The 20415-nt window shown below is 64.2% G+C and carries 19 protein-coding genes; 7 read left to right on the top strand and 12 right to left on the bottom strand.

Annotated elements, in window-relative coordinates; genetic code table 11:
* Nucleotides 1-21: 21 nt before the first annotated feature.
* Both C8D04_RS11800 and C8D04_RS11795 read left to right on the top strand, forming a co-directional pair.
* On the top strand, nt 22-1296 hold the full coding sequence (locus C8D04_RS11800) for a THUMP domain-containing protein (RefSeq protein ID WP_116005024.1): 1275 nt from the start codon (nt 22-24) through the stop codon (nt 1294-1296).
* Between the two features lie 16 nt (nt 1297-1312).
* Entirely contained in the window at nt 1313-1756 is a 444-nt protein-coding gene (locus tag C8D04_RS11795) for a PIN domain-containing protein (protein WP_347708421.1), read from the top strand.
* Between the two features lie 27 nt (nt 1757-1783).
* On the opposite strand, the gene C8D04_RS11790 is transcribed toward C8D04_RS11795, so the two are convergent.
* From C8D04_RS11790 to C8D04_RS11770, 5 genes are all read right to left on the bottom strand, one after another.
* Nucleotides 1784-3502 (bottom strand): ABC transporter ATP-binding protein/permease, encoded by a 1719-nt coding sequence (locus C8D04_RS11790; RefSeq protein WP_116005022.1) that lies wholly within the window; start codon nt 3500-3502, stop codon nt 1784-1786.
* A gap of 340 nt (nt 3503-3842) precedes the next feature.
* Nucleotides 3843-5888: an acyltransferase family protein gene (locus C8D04_RS11785; protein WP_165829130.1), complete on the bottom strand. Its 2046-nt coding sequence runs from the start codon at nt 5886-5888 to the stop codon at nt 3843-3845.
* 159 nt (nt 5889-6047) lie between these two features.
* Nucleotides 6048-6716, bottom strand: coding sequence for a nitroreductase (locus tag C8D04_RS11780; RefSeq protein ID WP_116005020.1), 669 nt, complete (start codon nt 6714-6716; stop codon nt 6048-6050).
* Complete coding sequence (locus C8D04_RS11775; RefSeq protein WP_116005019.1) at nt 6713-7669, bottom strand: carbon-nitrogen hydrolase family protein; 957 nt, start codon at nt 7667-7669, stop codon at nt 6713-6715. The genes C8D04_RS11780 and C8D04_RS11775 overlap by 4 nt, the downstream gene beginning before the upstream one ends.
* 58 nt (nt 7670-7727) lie before the next feature.
* Nucleotides 7728-8555, bottom strand: a complete 828-nt coding sequence (locus C8D04_RS11770; RefSeq protein ID WP_116005018.1) for a hypothetical protein — start codon at nt 8553-8555, stop codon at nt 7728-7730.
* Between the two features lie 150 nt (nt 8556-8705).
* Here C8D04_RS11770 and C8D04_RS11765 point away from each other — a divergent pair, with 150 nt between their 5' ends.
* The gene (locus tag C8D04_RS11765) at nt 8706-9527 is read left to right on the top strand and encodes a UPF0149 family protein (RefSeq protein ID WP_116005017.1); all 822 of its coding nucleotides are present in this window, start codon (nt 8706-8708) and stop codon (nt 9525-9527) included.
* Between the two features lie 13 nt (nt 9528-9540).
* Here C8D04_RS11765 and C8D04_RS11760 read toward each other — a convergent pair whose 3' ends face one another.
* The 6 genes from C8D04_RS11760 to C8D04_RS11730 form a co-directional block, all read right to left on the bottom strand.
* Nucleotides 9541-11229, bottom strand: coding sequence for a GGDEF domain-containing protein (locus C8D04_RS11760; protein WP_116006161.1), 1689 nt, complete (start codon nt 11227-11229; stop codon nt 9541-9543).
* 234 nt (nt 11230-11463) lie between these two features.
* Complete coding sequence (locus tag C8D04_RS11755) at nt 11464-11886, bottom strand: CinA family protein (protein WP_165829148.1); 423 nt, start codon at nt 11884-11886, stop codon at nt 11464-11466.
* A gap of 107 nt (nt 11887-11993) precedes the next feature.
* Entirely contained in the window at nt 11994-12506 is a 513-nt protein-coding gene (locus C8D04_RS11750; protein WP_116005015.1) for a phosphatidylglycerophosphatase A, read from the bottom strand.
* Nucleotides 12503-14149, bottom strand: coding sequence for a DUF4139 domain-containing protein (locus C8D04_RS11745; protein WP_233521162.1), 1647 nt, complete (start codon nt 14147-14149; stop codon nt 12503-12505). The genes C8D04_RS11750 and C8D04_RS11745 overlap by 4 nt, the downstream gene beginning before the upstream one ends.
* Before the next feature lie 60 nt (nt 14150-14209).
* Complete coding sequence (locus tag C8D04_RS18705) at nt 14210-14659, bottom strand: ABC transporter substrate-binding protein (RefSeq protein ID WP_158550308.1); 450 nt, start codon at nt 14657-14659, stop codon at nt 14210-14212.
* Nucleotides 14660-14675: 16 nt separating this feature from the next.
* Nucleotides 14676-15353, bottom strand: a complete 678-nt coding sequence (locus tag C8D04_RS11730; protein ID WP_116005011.1) for a Bax inhibitor-1/YccA family protein — start codon at nt 15351-15353, stop codon at nt 14676-14678.
* Nucleotides 15354-15449: 96 nt separating this feature from the next.
* Here C8D04_RS11730 and C8D04_RS11725 point away from each other — a divergent pair, with 96 nt between their 5' ends.
* From C8D04_RS11725 to C8D04_RS11710, 4 genes are all read left to right on the top strand, one after another.
* Nucleotides 15450-16352: a LysR family transcriptional regulator gene (locus C8D04_RS11725; protein ID WP_116005010.1), complete on the top strand. Its 903-nt coding sequence runs from the start codon at nt 15450-15452 to the stop codon at nt 16350-16352.
* A 207-nt stretch (nt 16353-16559) separates the two neighbouring features.
* A complete protein-coding gene (locus C8D04_RS11720) occupies nt 16560-17285 on the top strand; it encodes a transporter substrate-binding domain-containing protein (protein ID WP_116006160.1) in 726 nt (241 codons plus the stop codon).
* On the top strand, nt 17282-18661 hold the full coding sequence (locus tag C8D04_RS11715) for a GGDEF domain-containing protein (protein ID WP_199562997.1): 1380 nt from the start codon (nt 17282-17284) through the stop codon (nt 18659-18661). Before C8D04_RS11720 ends, C8D04_RS11715 begins: the two co-directional genes overlap by 4 nt.
* The gene (locus C8D04_RS11710) at nt 18658-19383 is read left to right on the top strand and encodes a transporter substrate-binding domain-containing protein (protein ID WP_116005009.1); all 726 of its coding nucleotides are present in this window, start codon (nt 18658-18660) and stop codon (nt 19381-19383) included. Before C8D04_RS11715 ends, C8D04_RS11710 begins: the two co-directional genes overlap by 4 nt.
* 29 nt (nt 19384-19412) lie before the next feature.
* Here the strand turns inward: C8D04_RS11710 and thiL are convergent, their stop codons facing one another.
* Nucleotides 19413-20396, bottom strand: a complete 984-nt coding sequence (thiL, locus tag C8D04_RS11705) for a thiamine-phosphate kinase (protein ID WP_116005008.1) — start codon at nt 20394-20396, stop codon at nt 19413-19415.
* Nucleotides 20397-20415 lie beyond the last annotated feature (19 nt).

The raw sequence follows: 20415 nt of genomic DNA, 5'->3' as shown, positions 1-20415 counted from the left end.
GCCTTATCCTCGGGGCTTGCTATGAACCAACTTCAACTCTTTTTACCCTGCGCCGCTGGCGTGGAGGGTTTTCTGGCCGACGAGGTGCACCGTATCACTGGCCTCACGGGAAACGATCTGCTCACCGGACGCGGCGGCGTGCTGCTGCGTGCGTCCTGGCGCGATGCGATGCTGCTCAACCTGCACAGCCGCCTTGCGCAGCGTGTGCTGGTGCAGCTGGCCCACCGCCCCTACCGCAACGAAAACGACCTGTACGAAGCGGCCAGCAGCGTGGCCTGGGAAATCTGGTTTACCACGCGCCAGACCTTCAAGGTCGAGGTGACGGCGCAGCACAGCCCGCTCACCAGCTTGAACTTTGCCGGTCTGCGCGTGAAAGACGCGGTGGCGGACCGTTTCCGTGCCAAGAGCGGCGTACGCCCGGACGTGAACACCCAATGGCCGGACATACGCATCCACCTGCACCTGACCACAGAAGAGGCCACGGTCTATATCGACACCTCGGGCGAGCCCCTGTTCAAGCGCGGCTGGCGCGAGGACAAGGGCGACGCACCGCTCAAGGAAACCCTGGCCGCCGCCATGATCGCCGCCAGTGGCTGGGATCCGCATGGCGATGCGCCCATGCCACTGTATGACCCTTGCTGCGGCAGCGGCACCGTGATCATTGAGGCGGCGCAGATCGCCTGCCGCATCGCGCCGGGCCTGCGTCGCCGGTTTGCTTTTGAGAAACTTCTGCCTTTCCAGTCCCATGTCTGGGGTGCTATAAAAAATGCAGCACATAACGAAGAACAGAAAAGCGCTGTAGCCATTTTTGGCAGTGATGTATCGCACCGCATGGTCGATTTTTCCCAGCGTAACGCCGAGCGTGCGGGCGTGGCTGGTGCCATACAACTGCGTGGCGGTGACGCGCTGCAACGCATGCCACCGTGCGATGCACCAGGCCTGATGCTGCTGAACCCGCCCTACGGTGAGCGTATTGCGGCCGCTGGCGCGGCGGGACAGAACGCCTCTGAGCGTGCTGCCCAGCGCGCCCAGGGCGACGCCGTAGGACGCGAGGCGGCGCACACCGACGATGGCGGCGAATTCTTCAGCCAACTGGCCGCGCACTGGAAGAAAAATTATGCAGGTTGGACGGCCTGGATGCTGACGCCCGACCTCAAGCTCCCCAGCAAGATGCGCCTGAAAGAATCGCGCCGCGTGCCCATGTGGAACGGCCCGATCGAGTGCCGCCTGTTCCGTTTCGACATGGTCAAGGGCGCGGTGCGCGCGCCGCGCGCCGGGCCTGGCGATGGGGGTTGAACTGCAGCAGCTGACCGTGGCAACTTCACAAGGGGTCTCGCGCGCCTTGGTGCTAGATACCAACGTCGTGCTCGACTTGCTGGTGTTTGCCGATCCCGCCACCGCGCTGCTGTCCGATCTGCTGGCTTCTGGGGCGCTGCGCTGGATAGCCACCTCCGGGATGCGCAGCGAACTCTCCAGGGTTCTCGGCTATCCACAGATTGCACCCCGTGTCGCGTTTTACGGCCTCACGCCAGAGGCGGTACTCGCACGCTTTGACGCCGCTGTGCAAACCGTAGGGCCCGCACCGCGCGCCAGTGCTATTTGCAAGGACACCGACGACCAGCCTTTCATTGACCTGGCTGCAGCGCACGAGGCGATTTTGCTGTCCAAGGACAAGGCTGTGCTGTGTCTGCGCAAGCGCCTGAGTGCTTACGGCGCTGAAGTTTCGACGTCCATTGCGCTCATTGGCGCGGTGTGAGCGGGCTCGATTGCAGAGAGCCTTGCTTCACTCAGCGAATTGAAAGTCAGCAGCGGCGTTGAGCTGCCAGGCACCGTCGTCCTTGAACTCCAGCACATGGCTGTGGTACTGCAGCACCGCATGCCGGTGCGCAATGCTCACCAAGGTGATGCCGCTTTCGCGCAGCCGCTGGTAGAGCGCGGTTTCGTTGGCACTGTCGAGCGCGCTGGTGGCTTCGTCCAGAATCACCATGCGGGGACTGCATGCCAGCACCCGCGCAAACGCCAGGCGTTGCTGCTCACCGGTGGACAGCAGTTTTTCCCAATCGTGCACTGCATCGAGCCCGCCGACCCGCTCGGCCAGCGTCTCGAGGTGCACCGCCTGGAGCAGTTCCAGCAGCCGCTCATCTGCAAGTTCGGTCGTGGCCGCCGGATAAACGATCTGGCTGCGCAGCGTGCCACTTTGCATGTAAGGGCGTTGTGGCAAAAAGAACATGTCTTCGATAGGCGGGTGCTGCACCATGCCGCTGCCGCTGTTCCACAAGCCGGCAATGGCGCGCAGCAGCGAACTCTTGCCACAGCCGCTCGGGCCTGTGATAAGTAGCGCCTCTCCGGATGCGATGTGCAGCGACAAGTTCTGTATCAACATGCGGCGGAAATCGGGCGTATACAGTGTGAGCCCCTCGATGGCCAAGGTGTCGCCAGCGCGCCTCCCAATCGTGGGCGAGGGATCTGTCTTCATGACGGCTGCTACCCCGTCCATCGCTGGTGGCTCGGCCCAAGGTGTTGGAGCGGCCGGGGTTTTGAGCACTACCTGCGAGAGCGCGTGCAGCCGGTCAATACCCGCCACAAAGCGGCTCAAGCTCTCGAAGTTGTCCACGATGAGCGAGACGGCCGCCAGCACCGCAGTGAAAGCGCCCGCCGCCTGCACCGCGCGGCCCACTTCCATTTCGCCCGCCAGCACAGCGCCTGCCAGCACGACGCTGGGCACTACCAGGGTGAGTTGGCTGAAGGCGCGCTGGAACAGGTTGAGCGAGAGTTGCTTCTTGATCATTCGGGCAAAGTTGCTGAATGCGGCGTCAAAGCGTTGATTGAGCTGCGCGCGCTCTTGTGCTTCACCGCGGTAGAAGGCTATCGATTCAGCGTTCTCGCGCAGTCGCATCAGGCTGAAACGGAAATCAGCCTCACGGCGCAACTGCCAGAAGTTCAGGCGAATGAGCGGCGTACCGAACAAGTACAGGGCGCCGAAGGTTCCGAGAAAGGCGTAGACAGCCAAGATGGCGACCAGCGTGTGCGAAATGGACCAAAGTACGGCGCTGAAGGCGACGAGTTGCATCAGGGAGCCAATGAAAACCAGCAGAAAGTGGGTGGAGCGCCCGGTGAACGTGTTGATGTCCTCGCTGATGCGCTGGTCCGGGTTGTCGATGTCGCCGCGCGCGCCAATTTCGTAGTACTTGCGCTCACCCAGGTAGCCATCCAAGAAACGCAGCGTTAACCAGCGGCGCCAATAGTTGGAGAACGCATCGCGCATGTAGTAGTAAAACGCATAAACCGGTACCGCAAAGGCCAGCACGTAGAGCGTGGTGCGCACCGCAGCCCAGAAGCGATCCGCATCCCTGCTGGCCAGCGCGGAGGTCATTTCTCCGCTTTTGTCGACCAGCATGACCGCTAACTGCGTCTCGAAGACCATGAGGCCAATCAGCAACGCCAACAGCCCCCACGCCGTGCGTTTCTTGTCGCCCTGCCAATAGGGTCTGGCAACGCCCATGAACTGCTTCCAGGCGGAAAGCGACAAGGCTGGCGTGCGCCTGGGCCGGATTTTTGGGGGTTTTGAGGGATCGCCTGCGCCACGGCCGTCGGGAGGAGTGCCCGACGAGGCAGAGGTAGATAAGGGTGTGGGCATGAAGGTGTGCGGGGACGCGAAGCGAAGAGGATCTCCGGCCGCAAGCGTAGGGCCAACGCCAGCGCCGTGCTGTAGGCCGACGCATGAGGCCTTGTAGTTGATGGCGCTTCCTGTTCAGGTGGGCCCGCACGATCAACGCCGCTGTTGGAGCAGTATGGCCTTGTTTGAGGGGCGCGTGGTTCTTGGCGCTGCTCAAATGATGCGATCAGGGCAGGAATTTGCGCTTACGCATATCATCCAAGACCAGTTCGCTGGCCCAGGCAGCTATGTGGTTGTCATCCCAGTACAGTAGTTTTTTGTCGCGCAAGCCGTAGCAACGTGCGGCGTCGCAGAAAAAATCGATCGGATCGTATACCCTAAGTGCTGGATTGTCGCTGCGAATCTGCTCCACCAAGTCACGGTACACCGCCTGCCTGGCGACGACCTTGGATTTGTCCTGGGTGCAGGTGGAGACGGGTTTTTCGAGAATCGAAACGGGCCGTCTGAACAGGCAGCCTTTCGGATCCTCGCCCAATTCCGGCGGGTCGATGACGAACACTACGTCCTTCTTGCGCAGAAGCAGTTCTTTCACGAACTGCGAATAGCCTTTGCGGAACATGTCGGTCTGGCTGGCCTTGGTGCCGTCCAGCGCGAAAATGGAATAGGTGCTGGGGCCTTCAATGCCGTAGCCATGACCGGAAAAGTACAACGGCCCGCGTGTGGCAAGGGCCACCGTGTGGATGGACGGATAGCGGTCAAGGACCTTGAACGCCTGGTCTGGCAGGGCATTGCAGCCCTTGTTCAGCTTGCCATCCTGAACGGAGTACCCCATGAGGGGAAGGCAGCCGTGGTTTCCGATCAACATCGTCTTGATGGGAACTTTCCCCAATAAGGCGGCGCTGTTCAAAGCCATGGCGTGGCTGTCACCTACCACGAGCACTTCAGGTGCAGCACTGTTTGTTAGGCAGACCGCGCCAGGCCCCATCGCGAAATTGAGAAGTTTTTCGCAGGAGCCATCCGAAAGCTGTGTGTTCGATGGTTCGACGGTCTGGTCCAGCAGTGCCTGGCTGATTTGCGACTGCATGCGAAAGCTCAAGCCGTTCTGGCGGAAGGTGTAGTAGCCCAGTGCGCCCATACCGGCCATCAAAACACACAGGGTGGCAATTGTGAGTCGGTTGTGTGTGCCAAACCGGATGGGTCTCTCGACCAGGCGGTAAGTCAACCAGGCGAACACAATGGCCAGCAGCACAGCCCCCAGACGGATGTCCGCGCGTGGCAGCCCTTCTTCCATGATGCGGGCAAACGAGAGCAAGGGCCAGTGCCACAAATACAGCGGAAAGCTGATCAGACCGAACCAAACGGCCAATCGGCTGGACAGAACGACGCGGTTGAACCAGGCCCCCTGGCCGGCGGAGATGATCATTACGGCGCCCAGCACCGGGGCAATGGCCCATTTGCCGGGAAAGCCAAGCTCCGCTCTGATCTTCAAAAAACCCAATGCGAGCAAAGCCGCTCCAGCCAGGGCCAATGCGTTTGCCAGCGCCGTGCCGTTGCCAGGAGGCAGGCTGCGGTACAGCATGCGGTGAATCCAGCGATCCAGAGTGCTTTTTAGCGCGACTGCCTTGGGGTGGGGATGAAGCGAAGCCCACGCCAGCAGGCTCCCGCAGAGCAGTTCCCAGAACCGGGTTTGGGGCGAATAGAACGTGGCGGTTGGATTTTTTGCTATGCCCTTGAGATTGAGCGCCATGGAGATGGCGCCAAACGCCAGCGTCAGGGTCAAGAGGTTGTACTTCCTCTTCCAGGCCAGCACCAGGAGCACGGGCCAGAGAATGTAGAACTGCTCTTCAATTCCCAGGCTCCACAAATGAAGCAGGGGTTTGGTTTCCGCTGCAATGTCGAAATAGCCGGCTTCGCTCCAGAGCGCAAGGTTAGAGACAAACAGCGCCCCGGCAGTGATGTGCTTGCCAAGTTGCGCGAATTCGCCCGCCAGCAATACCCACCAGCCTATGGCGTACGTTGCCATGAGCACCAGCAGCAGTGACGGAAAAATGCGCTTGATGCGTCGGGCGTAAAACTCTCGCAGGCTGAAGGTGTCGTTCTCCAGATTGCTGAAAAGAATCGTTGAGATCAAGAACCCGGAAATCACGAAGAAGATGTCGACGCCGATGAAGCCGCCATGAATCCAGTCGGGCGCGGCGTGGAAGGCGACCACCGACAGAACGGCAATCGATCGCAGTCCATCAATATCGGCGCGGTATTTCGGGTGCGACAAAGCGTGAGGGGTAGCAGGCATCAGGGTTGTTTTTCTCGGGACGCCTGCTGCGCTTGCCTCAGCAACGCAAGCAAGAGTCTTGCAAAGCGTGCAAGCGAATCATCCAGTGCTAGAAATTCGTCGATTTTATCGGGCACTTGGCGCACACAAGTGACTCCTTCAGTCGTGGCGAAACCCGCGCAATTCGACAAATTCCTCAAACGGCGCGCGCGGCGTGCGTATCTGGTTGATAGGAGCCAGTTCGTCAGCGTAACCCAAGGCAATGCCTGCAAACAGTGTCTGGCGGGCTCCCAGGCCCAGGAATGCCTTCACCGGTTCAGAGCAGAATGCCCAAAACTCTTGCGGGCAGGTGCCAAGGCCTTGCTCTACCGCGAGCAGCATCACATTCTGCAGATAGCAGCCCAGGTCGGCCCATTGCGGCGCGCCCATGTCACGGTCGATGCTGAGAAAAATACCCACGGGCGCGCCAAAGAACCGAGCATTCTTCGCCATCTGCTGCAGGCGTGCGCTCTTGTCTTCGCGCGGGATACCGAGCGTGGCGTAAAGCTGCTCGCCGTTCTCGAACCGTCGGGTGCGGTAAGGCTCCCACAGGTTGGGTGGATAGACCGCATATTCGGGCTTTGCCTGCAGCGGCGCAGCGGCCACCTTCGCCAGCAGCTCGGCCAGGGGAGTGCCGGTGAGCGCATGCACGCGCCAGGGCTGGAGGTTGCCGCCCGAAGGGGCGCGTGCGGCGGTTTCCAGAATGCCGCGCACGGTGGCAGCGGGTGGCGCCTCTGGGCGAAAGGCGCGCACCGACATGCGCCGGGTGATGGCGTCGGTCACCTTCATGGGCGATGCGGGGCGGTGCTGGCGCCAGGCTCCAGCTGCACGGCGCGTTGTGCTGCGGTGTTGACGGCCAGCTGGAACACGTCGGGCCGCGCGTAATGGCCCACGGGGTCGAAATCCATCTGCGCGCGGGGAATGTCGTCGAGGTCGATCTCGGCGGTCAGCAGTACATCCTCACCATAGACTGGCCCGGCCAGCACCTTGCCTGCGGGGCTGATGATGCAGCTGCCGCCACGCATGAGCAGCGTTTCGGGGTCGTCGGGGAGTCGGTTGTGCATCGATGCGCTGGGGAACTGGGCGCGGCGCAGGTGCTGGCAGCTCGACAGCACAAAGCAGCGCCCTTCCATGGCGATGTGCTGCATCGTGCTGATCCAGCTGTCGCGGTCGTCGGCCGTGGGCGCGCAATACAGCGCCACGCGCTGCTGGTACATGGCCATGCGCAGCGCGGGCATGTAGTTTTCCCAACAGATCACGGCGCCGAGCTTGCCAAAGGGGGTTTCCACTGCCTGCAGGGTGGAGCCGTCGCCGTAGCCCCACACCAGGCGTTCCAGTGCCGTGGGCATGAGCTTGCGGTGGTGGCCCAGCACGGTGCCCTCAGGCCCCAGGTACACGGCGGTGCAGTACAGCGTGCCGCCCTCGCGCTCGATGATGCCGACGCAGACGTAGAGCTTGTGCGCGCCTGCGGCCTGGGCCAACTGCGCAATTTCGGGGCCGTCCAGCGTCACGGCCGCCTCGTAGTATTTGAGAAAATCCTGGCGCCCTTCGGGAGTGCGTGCGCCGATGAAGATGTGAAAATCGGCCCCCTTGGGGTAGCCGCCGATGAAGGCCTCGGGAAACACCAGCACCTGTGCGCCACGCGCTGCGGCTTCTGCCATCAGGGTTTCGGCCTTGGCCACGGTCGCGGCGGTGTCGAACATTACGGTGGCGGTCTGCGCCACGGCGGCAATCAGTTTCATCGGGTGTCTCCTATGGGTTGGCAAACGCCAGTGTGCCGCCGTATGCGCACACGGGCTGTCATGCGGGTATCACTGGCGTCAAAAGGGCGTACGCGGCGCGTGCGCGCTGCAGGTCACGCCCCAGGCGACGATTTTGTGGCAGATGGCGCAGCCAGGCCAGGCGTGCAATGCTGTGGTTCAGTGTGGTCTGCACGCTGGCGGGCTGCTGCGCCACCCAGGCCGCCCATAGCAGGCGAGCCGACTCCAGCGCGCCGCTCTCGCGCAGATAGAGGGCGGTGGAATGCACGAAGCACAGCGCGTCGCGCACCTGGCAGTGCGCCAGGGGCAGGGCACTAGTGGGGTCGTCCTCGAAGTCGATGAAACCCACCACACCGTCGGGGCAGCGCACGAGGTTGCGCGCAAAGGCCTGGCTCAGGCTGGTGCCCGTGCTGTGCACCTGTTGCAGTGCTTCCAGGCCCTGGCGCCACAACTCCTGCACGGCCGCAGGGCCCTGCGCAATGGCTGCCTGCATCTCGTCGCCCAGTGAGGGGGCCGGTTCGCCCGGGCGGCCCAGATGGCGCAGCAGCAGGCCGTCATCCTGGCGGGCCAGCAGCACGGGAACCCGCAAGCCCCGCGCTGCCAGGTCGTGCAGGCGCCGGGCTTCGGTGACGATGGCCGCCGTGCCACCCAGATTGGGGACAGGACGCAGCACCTCCAGTTGCGTCCATCGGGCCAGTGCGCCCAGCACGCGGTAGCGCCCCATGCCGTGGCGTGCACCAGCCTTCTTGAGCCAGACCTGCTCTTCGCTGAGCATGTAGCGCGCCACGGTGGGTTGCTGCAGGGCCAGTTGCTGGCGCAGGAAAGCGGCGTAGTCGGGGCGATGGGGGGTGTCGGTGTCGTGCGGCATGGGCAGTGCAATAGGGGGGCGGCCAGCGGGCGTGGGGCGCTACACTTGCCGCCGTGCGCGGGCTGGCCCTGCGCGCCTGCCCCCACGGCGCTGCCATGTGGCACCACCCAGGGCATCATAAAAGCCTTTGCACCATGAACGGAGCCCCCCATGACTGAACCCACCACTCCCGACGCCGGTGCACCGGCCCTTGGCCCCGACGAGCTCGATGAACTCGACGTGCTGCTGGACGATTTGCGCACACGTGGCGAAGAGATTCCGCAGTGGGAGTTTTGCGACGGTTTCATGGCCGCGCTGGTGTGCACTCGGCGGCCCATTGGTCCCGCAGAATACCTGCCCATGCTGTTGGGCGACGGTGAAGCCCTGGAAGTGGCCGAGGGCGAACCCCTGCCGCTGCTGCCGGTGTTTGCCGATGCGGCGCAGCAGGCACGTTTTATCGAACTGTGGATGCTCCGGTGGAACGAAGTGCAGCAGCAACTCGATGCCGATGTGAAGTCGCTGGACGAAGACCAGGCCTACGCCCCCGAAGCCATGGATATGCGCGGCGCTGTGGCCTGCTTGCCCGAGGATGAGCGTGCTGAACTCGAAGGCCAGGAAATTCCCTCTTTTGCCCAAGTGTGGGCGCTGGGCTTCATGTTTGCCGTGGAAAACTGGCCCGACGAATGGGCCGCGCCGCGCGACAAGGAAGCCGCGCAGTGGCTCGATGATGCGATGGGGCACATCGTTGCGCTGACCGAAGACGATACCGGCAAGCCCGAAATCTGCATGTACAGCGACGACGGCCCGCCCAGCACCAGCAAGGCCCGTGTGGAAGCCTTTGGCGAAGCCATCTGGGCCGTGTACGACCTGCGCCAGATCTGGAAAAGCATGGGCCCGCGCGTAGAAACCTTGCGCAAGCCGCCCGAGCCCGGCCGCAACGACCCTTGCTGGTGCGGTAGCGGCAAGAAGTTCAAAAAGTGCCACGGCGCCTGAGGCGCCTTGGCCTTTAGGATGCCATCGCTAGGTTGCGCCCCGCACCTTTGGCTTGGTAAAGCGCCTTGTCTGCGCGCTCGACGATCGCATGGGCGTGGGTGTCGGTGGGGTTCCATACGCTGGCACCGATGCTGACCGTCATGTGGCCGATTTCCGGGAAGTCGGCTGCGGCGATGGCCGCGCGTATTTTTTCTGCCGCCGCCATGCTGCCCTCGCCCCCTGGGGTGTGTGGCAGCAGCACTGCGAATTCTTCGCCGCCATAGCGGGCTACAAAATCGACCGCACGGGTGTTTTCATCCAGCAGGTGCGCCAGTTGTTGCAAGACGGCGTCCCCTGCAGGGTGGCCGTGGGTGTCGTTGACCTGCTTGAAATGGTCGGCGTCGAGCAGCAGCACGGCAAACCCCCTGCCGGTGCGCTGGCTGGTCTGGAAGCATTCGAGAAGCTTGGTATCGAAGTGCCGCCGGTTGTGCACGCCGGTGAGCGGATCGCGGGTGGCCAGCCGTTTGAGTTCGAGGTTGGCGGTTTCCAGCGCTTTGGTGCGCTGCAGCACCTGGGTTTCCAGCGACTGGTTGACGGTGGCCAGTTCGCGTTCATGGGCCAGCAGCGCCGTGGTCATCGACTGGAGGGACTGGCCCAATTGTTCGACTTCGGCCAGGCGATGGTCCACCGGAAAGTCGGCATGGCGGTCGCCCCGCTCGATCTGACCCGCGGCCCGCGCCAACTGCTCAATGGGGCGGCTGAACGAACGGGCCAGCCACAGCGCCACCAGGCTGAACACCATGGCCGCCAGCAAGCCCAGCGCCAGCAGCCTGCTGCGCAGCGCGTGTGCCGGCTGCAGGGCCTGCTCCAGCGGCTGGCGCACCACGATGCGCCATCCCAGACCGTGGGGCGTGCGGGTGTCAACCGTGACCTGGCTGGTGAGGTATTCCTGGCCATCGTCCCAGCGCAGCCGAGCGTAGCGTGCGCCCGTACCCTGGGGCGCTACGGGGGCCAGGTGCGAGTGGTGGACCAGCGACTGCGGGTAAAGCACCTCGCCGTCGGCGTTGGCAATCAGAATCTCGGTGCCCTGGTCCCGGGCGTGCTGGTCGAAGGCGGCCTGCACCGTCTGCGTGACCCAGCGCCAGTGGATGTGGGCGCCCACCACGCCGACCAGGGTGCCTTCCAGGTTGCGGACAGGGGCGGCAATGTCGATGAAGCGCAGCGGTTCGGAAGACGCTTGCTGCGGCAGCAGCTTTTCCAGCAGCAGGGCCTTGTGTACATCACCGGCATAGATCCGCTTTTTCCCTTCAATAAACCAGGGCCGCTGTGCAACGGATTGGCCTTGCAGAATACCGTCCACCGCCTGCACCACGGTGCCTTGGGGGCTGACCACGCCCATCCAGGCATATTCCTCGCGCAGTTGGCGCCGTTGCTCCAGCGAACGCAGCACGGCAGGCTGGGTCAGCTCGCCGCGGGTGAAGTGCGGGGCCAGGCTCAGCAGCACGATGTCGAGCTCGTGTTCGCGCAAGCTGGCCCCCAGCAGATCGGCGGCGGCGCGTGCGGTGGCGTGAATGGAGGCGCCCGCCGTGGCAGCCACCTGCTGTGTGGTCAGCCGACCCACATACAGGCCAACGCTGAGCAGCGTGAGCAGGGAGAGTCCGCCAAACCACAGGGCCAGCTGGCCCCGAAGGCTGCGGAAGAAAAAAAGACGAGCGCGTGGCATCCAGTGCAGCTGTGTGATCACCCTGTCTCCCGCACCGGTTCTGTGCCGCAAGGTGTGCCGGGCGGGGGCGAAGGCCCATTAAAGCAAGTGTGGCGCTGAATGCAAGCGGGTTGCCCCCCAGTGCGTAACCGCTCGCTACGTGTCGCTAGGAGTCTGTTGGGCTTGGAGCGTCGAAAGCGAGAATGGACCGCTGCGGCCGATGTGCAGCCGACGATTTCCAAGGCCGACAGGCTTCTAGGGCCCCAGCAGGTGCGCCAGCTGCACCAGCGCATGCCGCACGGTGGCGGCGCGTACGGCGGCGCGGTCGCCTGCGAAATGCTGGTGCTCGCTGTAGGTGCGCCCGTGCACACACCACGCCAGCCACACCGTACCCACGGGCTTGTCAGCGCTGCCGCCTGTGGGCCCGGCCACGCCCGTCACGGCTACGCTGGCCTGGGCGGCAGAGTGCGCCAGGGCCCCTTCGGCCATGGCGCGGGCCACAGGCTCGCTCACGGCGCCGTGCTGGTCGATGAGCGTGCGGGGCACGGCCAGCATCTCGGACTTGGCGGCGTTGGAATAAGTGACGAAGCCGCGCTCGAACCACTGGCTCGAGCCGGCCCGGTCGGTGCAGACCCCAGCAATCAGGCCGCCCGTGCAGCTTTCGGCCGTGGCCAGCATCTGGTTCTGGGCCAGCAGGAGATCAGAAATATTGGTCAAAATGGCCTCTAGCGCAATACCATCAAGCGCTAGTAGCTCTTCTTTTGATAGTAATTGGTGGTGTGGGTTCACCAGAACCTCCACAGTGCAATCACCAGCAGGGTGCAGAAAGCCGCGACAAAGTCATCCCACAAAATGCCCCAGCCGCCGCGCCAGCCAAAGCCTTTGAACAGACTGTCGGCCCAGCCCACGGGCCCTGGCTTGGCGGCATCAAAGAAACGGAACAGTGCAAATGCCACCAGCTGGCCCCACAAGCCCATGGGCATGGCCAGCCACAGCACCAGCCAGAAAGCCACCACCTCGTCCCAGACGATGCTGCCGGGATCGGACACGCCCATGTGGCGCGCGGTGACAGTGCAGGCCCACCAGCCGCCCAGCGTGCTGGCGGCGATCAAAAGGCCCATTTGCAGTGGCGTGGCAAACCACGGCTGCAGCACCAGGAATGCCAGCCAGGCCCATAGGGTGCCCACCGTCCCGGGCGCCTTGGGCGACAGGCCCGAGCCAAAGCCCAGCGCAATGAAGTGCGCGGGGTGGGCCAGCAAAAAGCGCACCGTGGGGCGCAGGGGGAGGGCGCTGCTCATGGGCGTTCCAGCAGTTCAATGTCCTTGGGGTAGCGGATGGTGTGCTCGGCGCTGAACTGCGCCGTGGCCCCGGCCGCCAGGGGCTGCAGCCAGGCGATGGTGCCTGGCTGCTGGTTCCAGGCCAGGCTGGTGGGCTGCGGCTGGTAGCGCGATTCCACCTCGATTTTTTCGTTGCGCGAGACCGGTGTGGCGTGCAGCACCTGCAGGTCGATGCTGCTCTTGTGGCGGTTTTCTATCTGGTAGCTGCGGCGTGTCTGGCGCTCGGTGCGCGAGCCGGTCAGGCCGGTGGTGCTGGTCATGTCCTGGGGCACCTCGGTGCGCACCAGTACCAGTTCATCGCGGCCAAACGAAAGGCTGATGGTGGGCGGCGCGCCCGGCGTGCGGGCGGCGCTGGCGCTGAAATCCAGGCGCCCGGTGCCCACAAAGGCGCCGTCGCGGTACAGGCCCACGGCGCCAGGCGGCCAGACGCCTGGCGGTGGCGCCATCTCGGCCACCAGGTAGGCGGCTTCTTCCACGCCCGGTGCGGTGCGGGTGAGCAGTTGGGCACTGGTCAGCTGCGTGCCCAGCGCCAGCGTGACGCGCTGTCCGTTCGAGGGCACGGTGATGCGCTGCGGCACCGCAAATTCGGTGGCAAAACCCTTGTCGAGGGTGCTGACGTCAAAGCTGGGCATGGTGTCGGGCACTGCGTTGCCGCGCTCGCGCATTATCGGTGCCGGTGTGGCGGGTGCCATGGCCATCGCCTGGGCTGCCCTCTGGGGCGGCGGTGCCACGTCCAGGGTCCAGGGGTGGGGCAGGCGGCCCTGCGTGGCGCGGTTAGGTTGGCCGGTGGAGAGCGTGAGCTGCACATTGCTCCAGTCCTCGCCGGTGTTTTGCGCCACCAGCGCCAGGCGATCCAGCTTCACGCTGGCCTTGGGGGCATCGAGCGTGGCGCGGTAGCTGGGTTGCCAGCCGGGGCCGCGCACCTGGTAGGTCAGGCGCAGTTCGGCGTCGCGCTCGGTGGCCAGGTTGACGGTGACCGATACCACACGCGTGCGCTGGCTGGCCACGCGGTCGCGCTCGGCCGCCAGGGGCTTGAGCGCCAGTTCCAGCGCCTCCTGGCGGCGCTTGAGCTGGTGGGCGCGGGCCAGCGCATCCTGGCCGGATTTGCGCAGAACATCGGCGGTGGCACTGATCTGCGCCGGGGTGGCGGGCAGGGCGCGGCCCCCCGCGGCGGCCTCGCCCGCGCTGCCAGCGGCAACCCCTTTGAGGTAGCTGTCCACCAGTTGCAGCGCGCCCGATTCAGCCTTGACGGCAGCGATCTGGTCTTCAAGCTCGCGGATGCGACCGTCGAGTGGGCTGGCGCAGGCCGAGGCGACGTCGCGGTCTTCGGTCAGCACATTGAACTCACCCACGCGCACGCCCGCTTCGGCGCTGATCTGCAGGCTTTGCGGGTCCAGTGTGGCGGGCAGGCAGGCCATGGTCAGGCTGCGTGCACCCGCAGCCACCTTGGCGACACGCTCTACGGTGGCGCTGCCAGGGTAGACCGTGACACGGGCGATGCGCGAGGCGCTCTCTTGGGCTGCGACGGCGCCTGCGCTGCACAGCAGCGCGGTGCAGGCCAGTGCGGATACCAGCGGCTGCGGGGAAAACGATGGGAGGTTCACGGGGCGCTCCTGGGATGTGCGGAGTAAAAACTTGCCGCACATGCTACCCCGGGTCATACCTTATTGGGCTGCGGCCCGCGCGGCAGTGGCCTTGGCCTTGGCTTCATCGGCTTTGCGTTGCAGCTCCTGGGCTTCTTTCTCGGCGGCCTGGGCTTCGGCGGCTTTGGCGGCCTTGGCATCCTTCTCGGCGGAGCTGCCACTGGCCAGCGCATTGCCGGCCATGGTGCCGGCCACCGCGCCCACAGCGGCTGCGCCCATGGTGCCCATCATTCCCGGGCCGCGTGCGGCAGGAGCCGCTGCCGCTGCCGGTGCTGCCGCAGCGGCCGGGGCTGCAGGGGCCTTGGGCGCCACCGGGGCCGCAGGGGTGGACGGTGCCTTGCCGATGCTGGCCGGAGGAATGGAGCGTGCTTTACTCCCACCCATGCGTTTGGCGTGCGCCAGCGTGGGGGCGGCCAGGGCGGCGACGGTCAGTGCGATGACAGCGGTAGTGGTGCGGTAGGTGTGGGTCATAAAGGTTCCTTGGGGATTAGTCGTTGCTGCCGAAGCCGAACAGGCTCAGCAGGCTGGTGAACAGGTTGAAAAGCGAGACGAAGAGACCCACGGTAGCCAATACGTAATTGGATTCTCCGCCGTTGACGATGCGGCTGGTCTCGAACAGGATCAGCCCGGCCGACAGCAAGGCCACCATGGCCGATACCGCCAGGCCCAGCGCCGGGATCTGGAAGAACATGGCCGCCAGCCCGGCCAGGATGGCGATCACCATGCCGGCGAACAAAAAGCCACCCATGAAGCTGAAGTCGCGCCGGGTGGCCAGCACCCAGCCTGACAGGGCCAGGAAAGTGGCGCCTGTAGCGCCCAGCGCCAGGGCGATGGTGTGTCCGCCGCCCGGCAAGGCCAAGTGTGCCGAGAGCACCGGCCCCAGGGTATAGCCCATGAAGCCGGTAAGCGCAAAGACGGCCCCCAAGGCCCAACCGCTGTTTTGTACCTTGTGCACCAGGAACAGCAAGCCGAAATAGCCCGCCAAAGTAAGAATCAAGCCCGGTGCGGGCAAACGCAGGGCGACGGCTGTGCCTGCGACGGCGGCGCTGAACAGCAGCGTCATGGACAACAGGGCATAGGTATTGCGCAGCACCCGGTGTGTCGACAGGGTGCTGCCCAGAGAGCTACGGGTGGTGCTTCCCTGGTAGGTGGCAGGATGGTTCATGGGGATTTCCAAAGTCAGAAGAAATCGGAGGATAGAGGATGTGTGATTTCTAAAAAAGCAGATTGAATATGAGATTCACTTCTGTAATATCGGAATATGAGCGCAAACTTCAATTACCGCCATCTCTACTATTTCTGGATGGTGGCCAAGGCGGGCAGCATGTCGCAGGCCGCTGTGCGGCTGGATATGGCGGTCCAGACCGTGAGCACCCAGGTGCGTGAACTCGAGCGCGACCTGGGTTGCCAACTGCTGCGCCCGGCGGGCCGCGGGCTGGCGCTGACCGAGGCGGGGGTGGTGGCCTTGCGGCAGGCCGAACAGATCTTCCAGTTGGGCGAGGCCCTGCCTGAACTGGTGCGCGCCGCCGCCCAGAGCCCCTCGGTACGGCTGGTGGTGGGCATTGCCGATGGCCTGCCCAAATTGGAGGTGCAGCGCCTGTTGCGGCCCGTGCTCCAGGTGGATGGGCTGCGACTGGTGTGCCTGGAGGGTGAAATGCCCGATCTGCTGGCCGAACTGGCTGTGCACAAGCTGGATGTGGTGTTGTCCGACCACCCGGCGCCCTTCAATCCGCGGCTCAAGGTGCACAACCACCCGCTGGGCAGCTCGGCCATGGGCTGGTATGCGGCGGCGCAGTGGTGGGCACAGGCGGTCGAGGGGTTTCCAGAGTCGCTGCAGTCGCTGCCCGTGCTGTTGCCCACGATGCACTCCATCGTGCGCAATCCTATTGATCAGTGGCTGGCCCAGAAGGGCCTGCGCCCGCGGGTGGTGGGTGAGTTCGAGGACAACGCGCTGCTGGAGGCGTTTGGTGGCACCGGTCTGGGCGTGTTTCCTGGTGCGGTGGCGGCCCAGGATGAATTGTTGCAGCGCTGCAAAGTGCGGCTGGTCGGCGCCTGTGACGGGGTGGAAGAGCACTATTACGCCATCAGCACCGAACGCAAGGTGGCGCACCCACTGGTGCTGCAACTGCTCAAGCACTCCCATAGACCTGGCTCTTTGAAATGATCCGTGCGTAGTGCGCCACAACCGGGCTCGGCCCCCGGTGTCCTGGGTCTTAGCCATTGACCGCGTGGGCCGGTCATCCGATACTGAAATGAGCAGGGCCAGCAGGGCTTTTGGTTTTCTTCCACGGCAGGTACCAGTCATCCAGAAACCATGGCAGAACAGCAGCACACACATATCGGTGTTCGCAGGCGCGAGTTGGCATGCCTGATGGGTTTGCTGTGCGGCGGCTGGCGCTTGGCGGGTGCGACGGGCGGGCCGGTGCGCATCCTCACGGAAGAGTTTCCGCCCTATAACTACACCGACGGCGGCAAGATCACCGGCCTGGGTACTGAGGTGGTCGAGGCCGTGCTTCAGGAATTGGGCTTGCAGGGGCAGTTCCAGTCGATGCCCTGGGCGCGCGCCTATGAAACGGCCAGCAACATCCCCGACGTGCTGATCTATTCCATGGTGCGCACGCCAGAGCGTGAAAAGCGCTTCAAATGGGTGGGCGTGATTGCACCGTCCGAGTACTACCTGTTTTCTTTGGCGGACAAGGCGCTCTCCCTTTCGTCGTTGGAGAAAGCAAGGGGCTTGCAGATCGGCACAGTGAACCAGAGTGTGGGCGAACAGTTCTTGCTGTCCAAGGGATTTGTCAAAGGCAAGAACCTGCAAGCCAGCGCCAAGAACGAACTCAACTACGAAAAACTGCGGCTGGGCCGTATTGATTTGTGGATCATGAACCAGCTCACCGCTTATCACCTGGTGCGCCAGGCGGGCCAGAACCCGGAAAAAGCACTGCACAAGGCCTTGGCCATTCCGGAGCTGAGCTCGCAGAGCTACTACATGGCGTTCGGTGCCCAGACGTCCGATGCCACTGTGGAGCGCTTTCGCAAGGCGCTGGAGTCCCTCCAGCGCAATGGCAGCTTTGACAGGCTGCAGCGCAAGTGGCAGTGAGCCCGCCGCCAGAGACGGGCGCGCCCCCTGCACCGGTGCGCCAGCGCTCCCTGGGATGGCGGCTGGTGTGGGCCACGCTGGTGTTTTGTGCCTTGTTCATCCTGGCATCGGTCATGGCGCTGACCTGGTCGGCATGGAATGAAGGCCTGAGCCGGATGGATGCCGAACTGGCGCAGATCGAACAGATTTACGGTGACACCCTGTCCAAGGCCATCTGGGAACTTGACCGGGAGGCACTGCAAGCACAGGTGCAAAGCGCCAAGGGCATTCCGGCAGTGGGGAAAATCGTGTTGAAGGTCACTCTGGCGAATCGTCCGCCTGAAATTTTCGAGAGCGCGCACGAAAGCTGGTCCGGCCTGGGCTGGGCGCCAACGCGCAGCATGCGACTGACCTATTCTCCCTATCCCGGCGCCCGCGAAGAGGTCGGTGAACTGGTTTTGTACGGCGACAAGCATGTCTTATGGCAGCGTCTGCGTAGCCAGTTGTTCACCATCGTGGTGGCGCAGTTGCTGCAATCCCTGATGCTGGCGGGCCTGATCATGCTGGTGTTCAATCGCATGGTTACGGTGCATGTGCGGCGCATCGCATCGCATTTGGAGGGCGTGCGTCCCGGTAACCTGGGTACCCGCCTGAGCCTGCAGCGCAACAGCCAGAACCAGGACGAATTGACCCAACTGGTCTCGGGTGTCAACCAGTTGCAGGGCAGTCTGGCAAACCACCTGGAGCGCCAACAGCGCTATGAGCAGGAACTGGCCGAGCACCGGGATCGATTGGCCCACTTGGTCGATGAGCGCACCGCCGAGTTGCAGGCGGCCAATGGCCAGTTGCAAAGCCTGGCGCGCACCGACCCGATGACGGGCCTGCCCAACCGGCGGCATTTCGACGAAGCCCGAATCATCGAAATGCGCCGCGCTCGGCGGGAGCAACAAAGCCTGGCCCTGCTCATCTGCGATATCGATGATTTCAAGGACTACAACGACCACTATGGCCACGCCATGGGCGACCTGTGCCTCGTTGCCGTGGCCCATGCTTTACAAGCGCAGCTGGGCAGAGCGGGTGATTTGGTGGCGCGCATTGGCGGCGAAGAGTTTGCTGCGCTGCTGCCCGCGACGAGCGGCTCTGCAGCCTTCAAGATGGCCGAGCGCATGCGCGCCGCCGTAGCGGCGTGCGCCATCGAACACCTGCATTCGCAGGCAGCCCAGGTGGTGACGATCAGTTTCGGGTTGGCTGTACTGGAACCCGGCGCGGACCGTGACTTCGAGGCCTTGTTCGAAGAGGCGGATCAGGCGCTGTACCGCGCCAAGGCTGCGGGGCGCAACCAGGTTGCCGGGCCCGATGTGTCGGCACCTTCCGACCCTGTGGGAGAGACCGCATGAAACGTGCCATTCTGTTGTTCTGGATTTTCTGGGCGGGTGCGGCAGCATGCCAAGCGCCGCCCATCCGGGCGGTGACCGAAACGACGCCCTACACCTCCATAGAGGGCGGCAAGGTGGTGGGGAGCGCCACCGAAGTGGTCGAGTTAACCTTGCAGCGCGCCGGTCTCAAAGACTACACAGTGCACCTGTACCCCTGGGCGCGGGCCTATGACATGGCGCTCAAGGAGCCCAATGTGCTCATCTTCCTGATAGCACGCACTCCGGCCCGTGAATCGCAGTTCCGCTGGGTGGGCGAGATCATGAAAATCCAGTACCACCTGTACCGGCTCAAATCCAACGTGCTCAATGTCAGTTCCCTGGAATCGGCCAAGACGTTCACGATTGGCGTCATGCGGGACGATGTGCGGCAGCAGTATCTGCGCGCCAAGGGGTTCAAGCAGCTGGTGGTCTCGGCCCAGCCTCTGGACAATTTCCGCAAGCTGCTGAGCGGCCAGGTGGACCTGGTGCCCCTGACCACCGGCGATGCCCGCCTGATGTGTCAGCAGGCCGCATTCGACTGTGCCGGCCTGGAGCGGGTGCTGACACTGGAGGAAATCTCTGCCGGGCTGTACATGGCCTACAGCCTGCAGACCCCGCTGGAGGTCGCGCAGCGCACGCAGCAGGCCTTCGACCGGCTCAAAGCCGAGGGGCTGGTGCAGCGTGCCATGGCGCGCACGCCCTGAGATTGTGCTGCTCCCCATTCGCGGGGTTGTCAGGCAAAGTGGTCGAACGAGGCGTAGCGGTGGAGCACCGGCTGCCCCTGGCCATCGATCAGACGCACACCGGGTTCGGCCTCGATACGGCCGATGCGTGTGACCGGTGTGCTGCAGGCTTGGCCCGCCGCGGCCACGGCGGCACGGGCGGCAGGGGGCGCGGTGAACAGCAATTCGTAGTCGTCGCCACCAGCCAGGGTGCACTGGTGCAGAAATTCAAGGTCAAAATGGCTTGAAACGCTTTCTGATAAAGCGCTACAAGCTATCAAATTAATAGTTATTGAGGTATCTACACAGGCCCCGACACCCGAGGCGCGCAGGATGTGGCCCAGGTCGCCCAGCAGGCCGTCGCTCACGTCCATCGCCGCGCTGGCCACGCCGCGCAGCGCCAGGCCCAGGGCCACGCGCGGCGTTGGTGCTTCCAGGCGCAGGCGTGCGGCGGTGAGGGTTTCGGCGGGCAGGGCGGCTGCGTCTTGCAAAGCCTCCAGCGCCAGGCGCGCATCGCCCAGCGTGCCGCTCACATAAATGTCGTCGCCGGGCCGCGCACCGCTGCGCAGCAGCGCCTGGTCGGCCGGCACTTCGCCAAAAATGGTGATGCAGATAGTGAGCGGCCCCTGCGTGGTGTCGCCGCCCACCAACTCACAGCCGTGCGCATCGGCCAGCTGCAGCAGGCCGCGCGAGAAGCCCTCCAGCCAGGCTGCGTCCACCTGCGGCAAGGCCAGTGCCAGCGTGAACGCCAGCGGCCGCGCACCGCAGGCCGCCAGATCGGACAAATTGACGGCCAGTGCCTTGTGGCCCAGGCGCTCGGGGTTGGTACCGGCAAAAAAATGCCGGCCCTCAACCAGCATGTCGCTCGACACCGCCAGCTGCATGCCCGGCGCGGGCGCCAGCAGCGCGCAGTCGTCGCCCACGCCCAGGGCCACAGCACCATCGGGGCGCACCGGGCGCGTGAAGTAGCGTGCGATCAGGTCAAATTCACCCATGGGTACGGATTGTGCGGTG

Source organism: Simplicispira sp. 125 (assembly GCF_003096555.1).
In the GTDB taxonomy this organism is placed as follows: domain Bacteria; phylum Pseudomonadota; class Gammaproteobacteria; order Burkholderiales; family Burkholderiaceae_C; genus Simplicispira.
The sequence above is the reverse complement of the archived record's forward strand: the minus strand, read 5'-3'. Positions and strand labels throughout refer to the sequence as shown.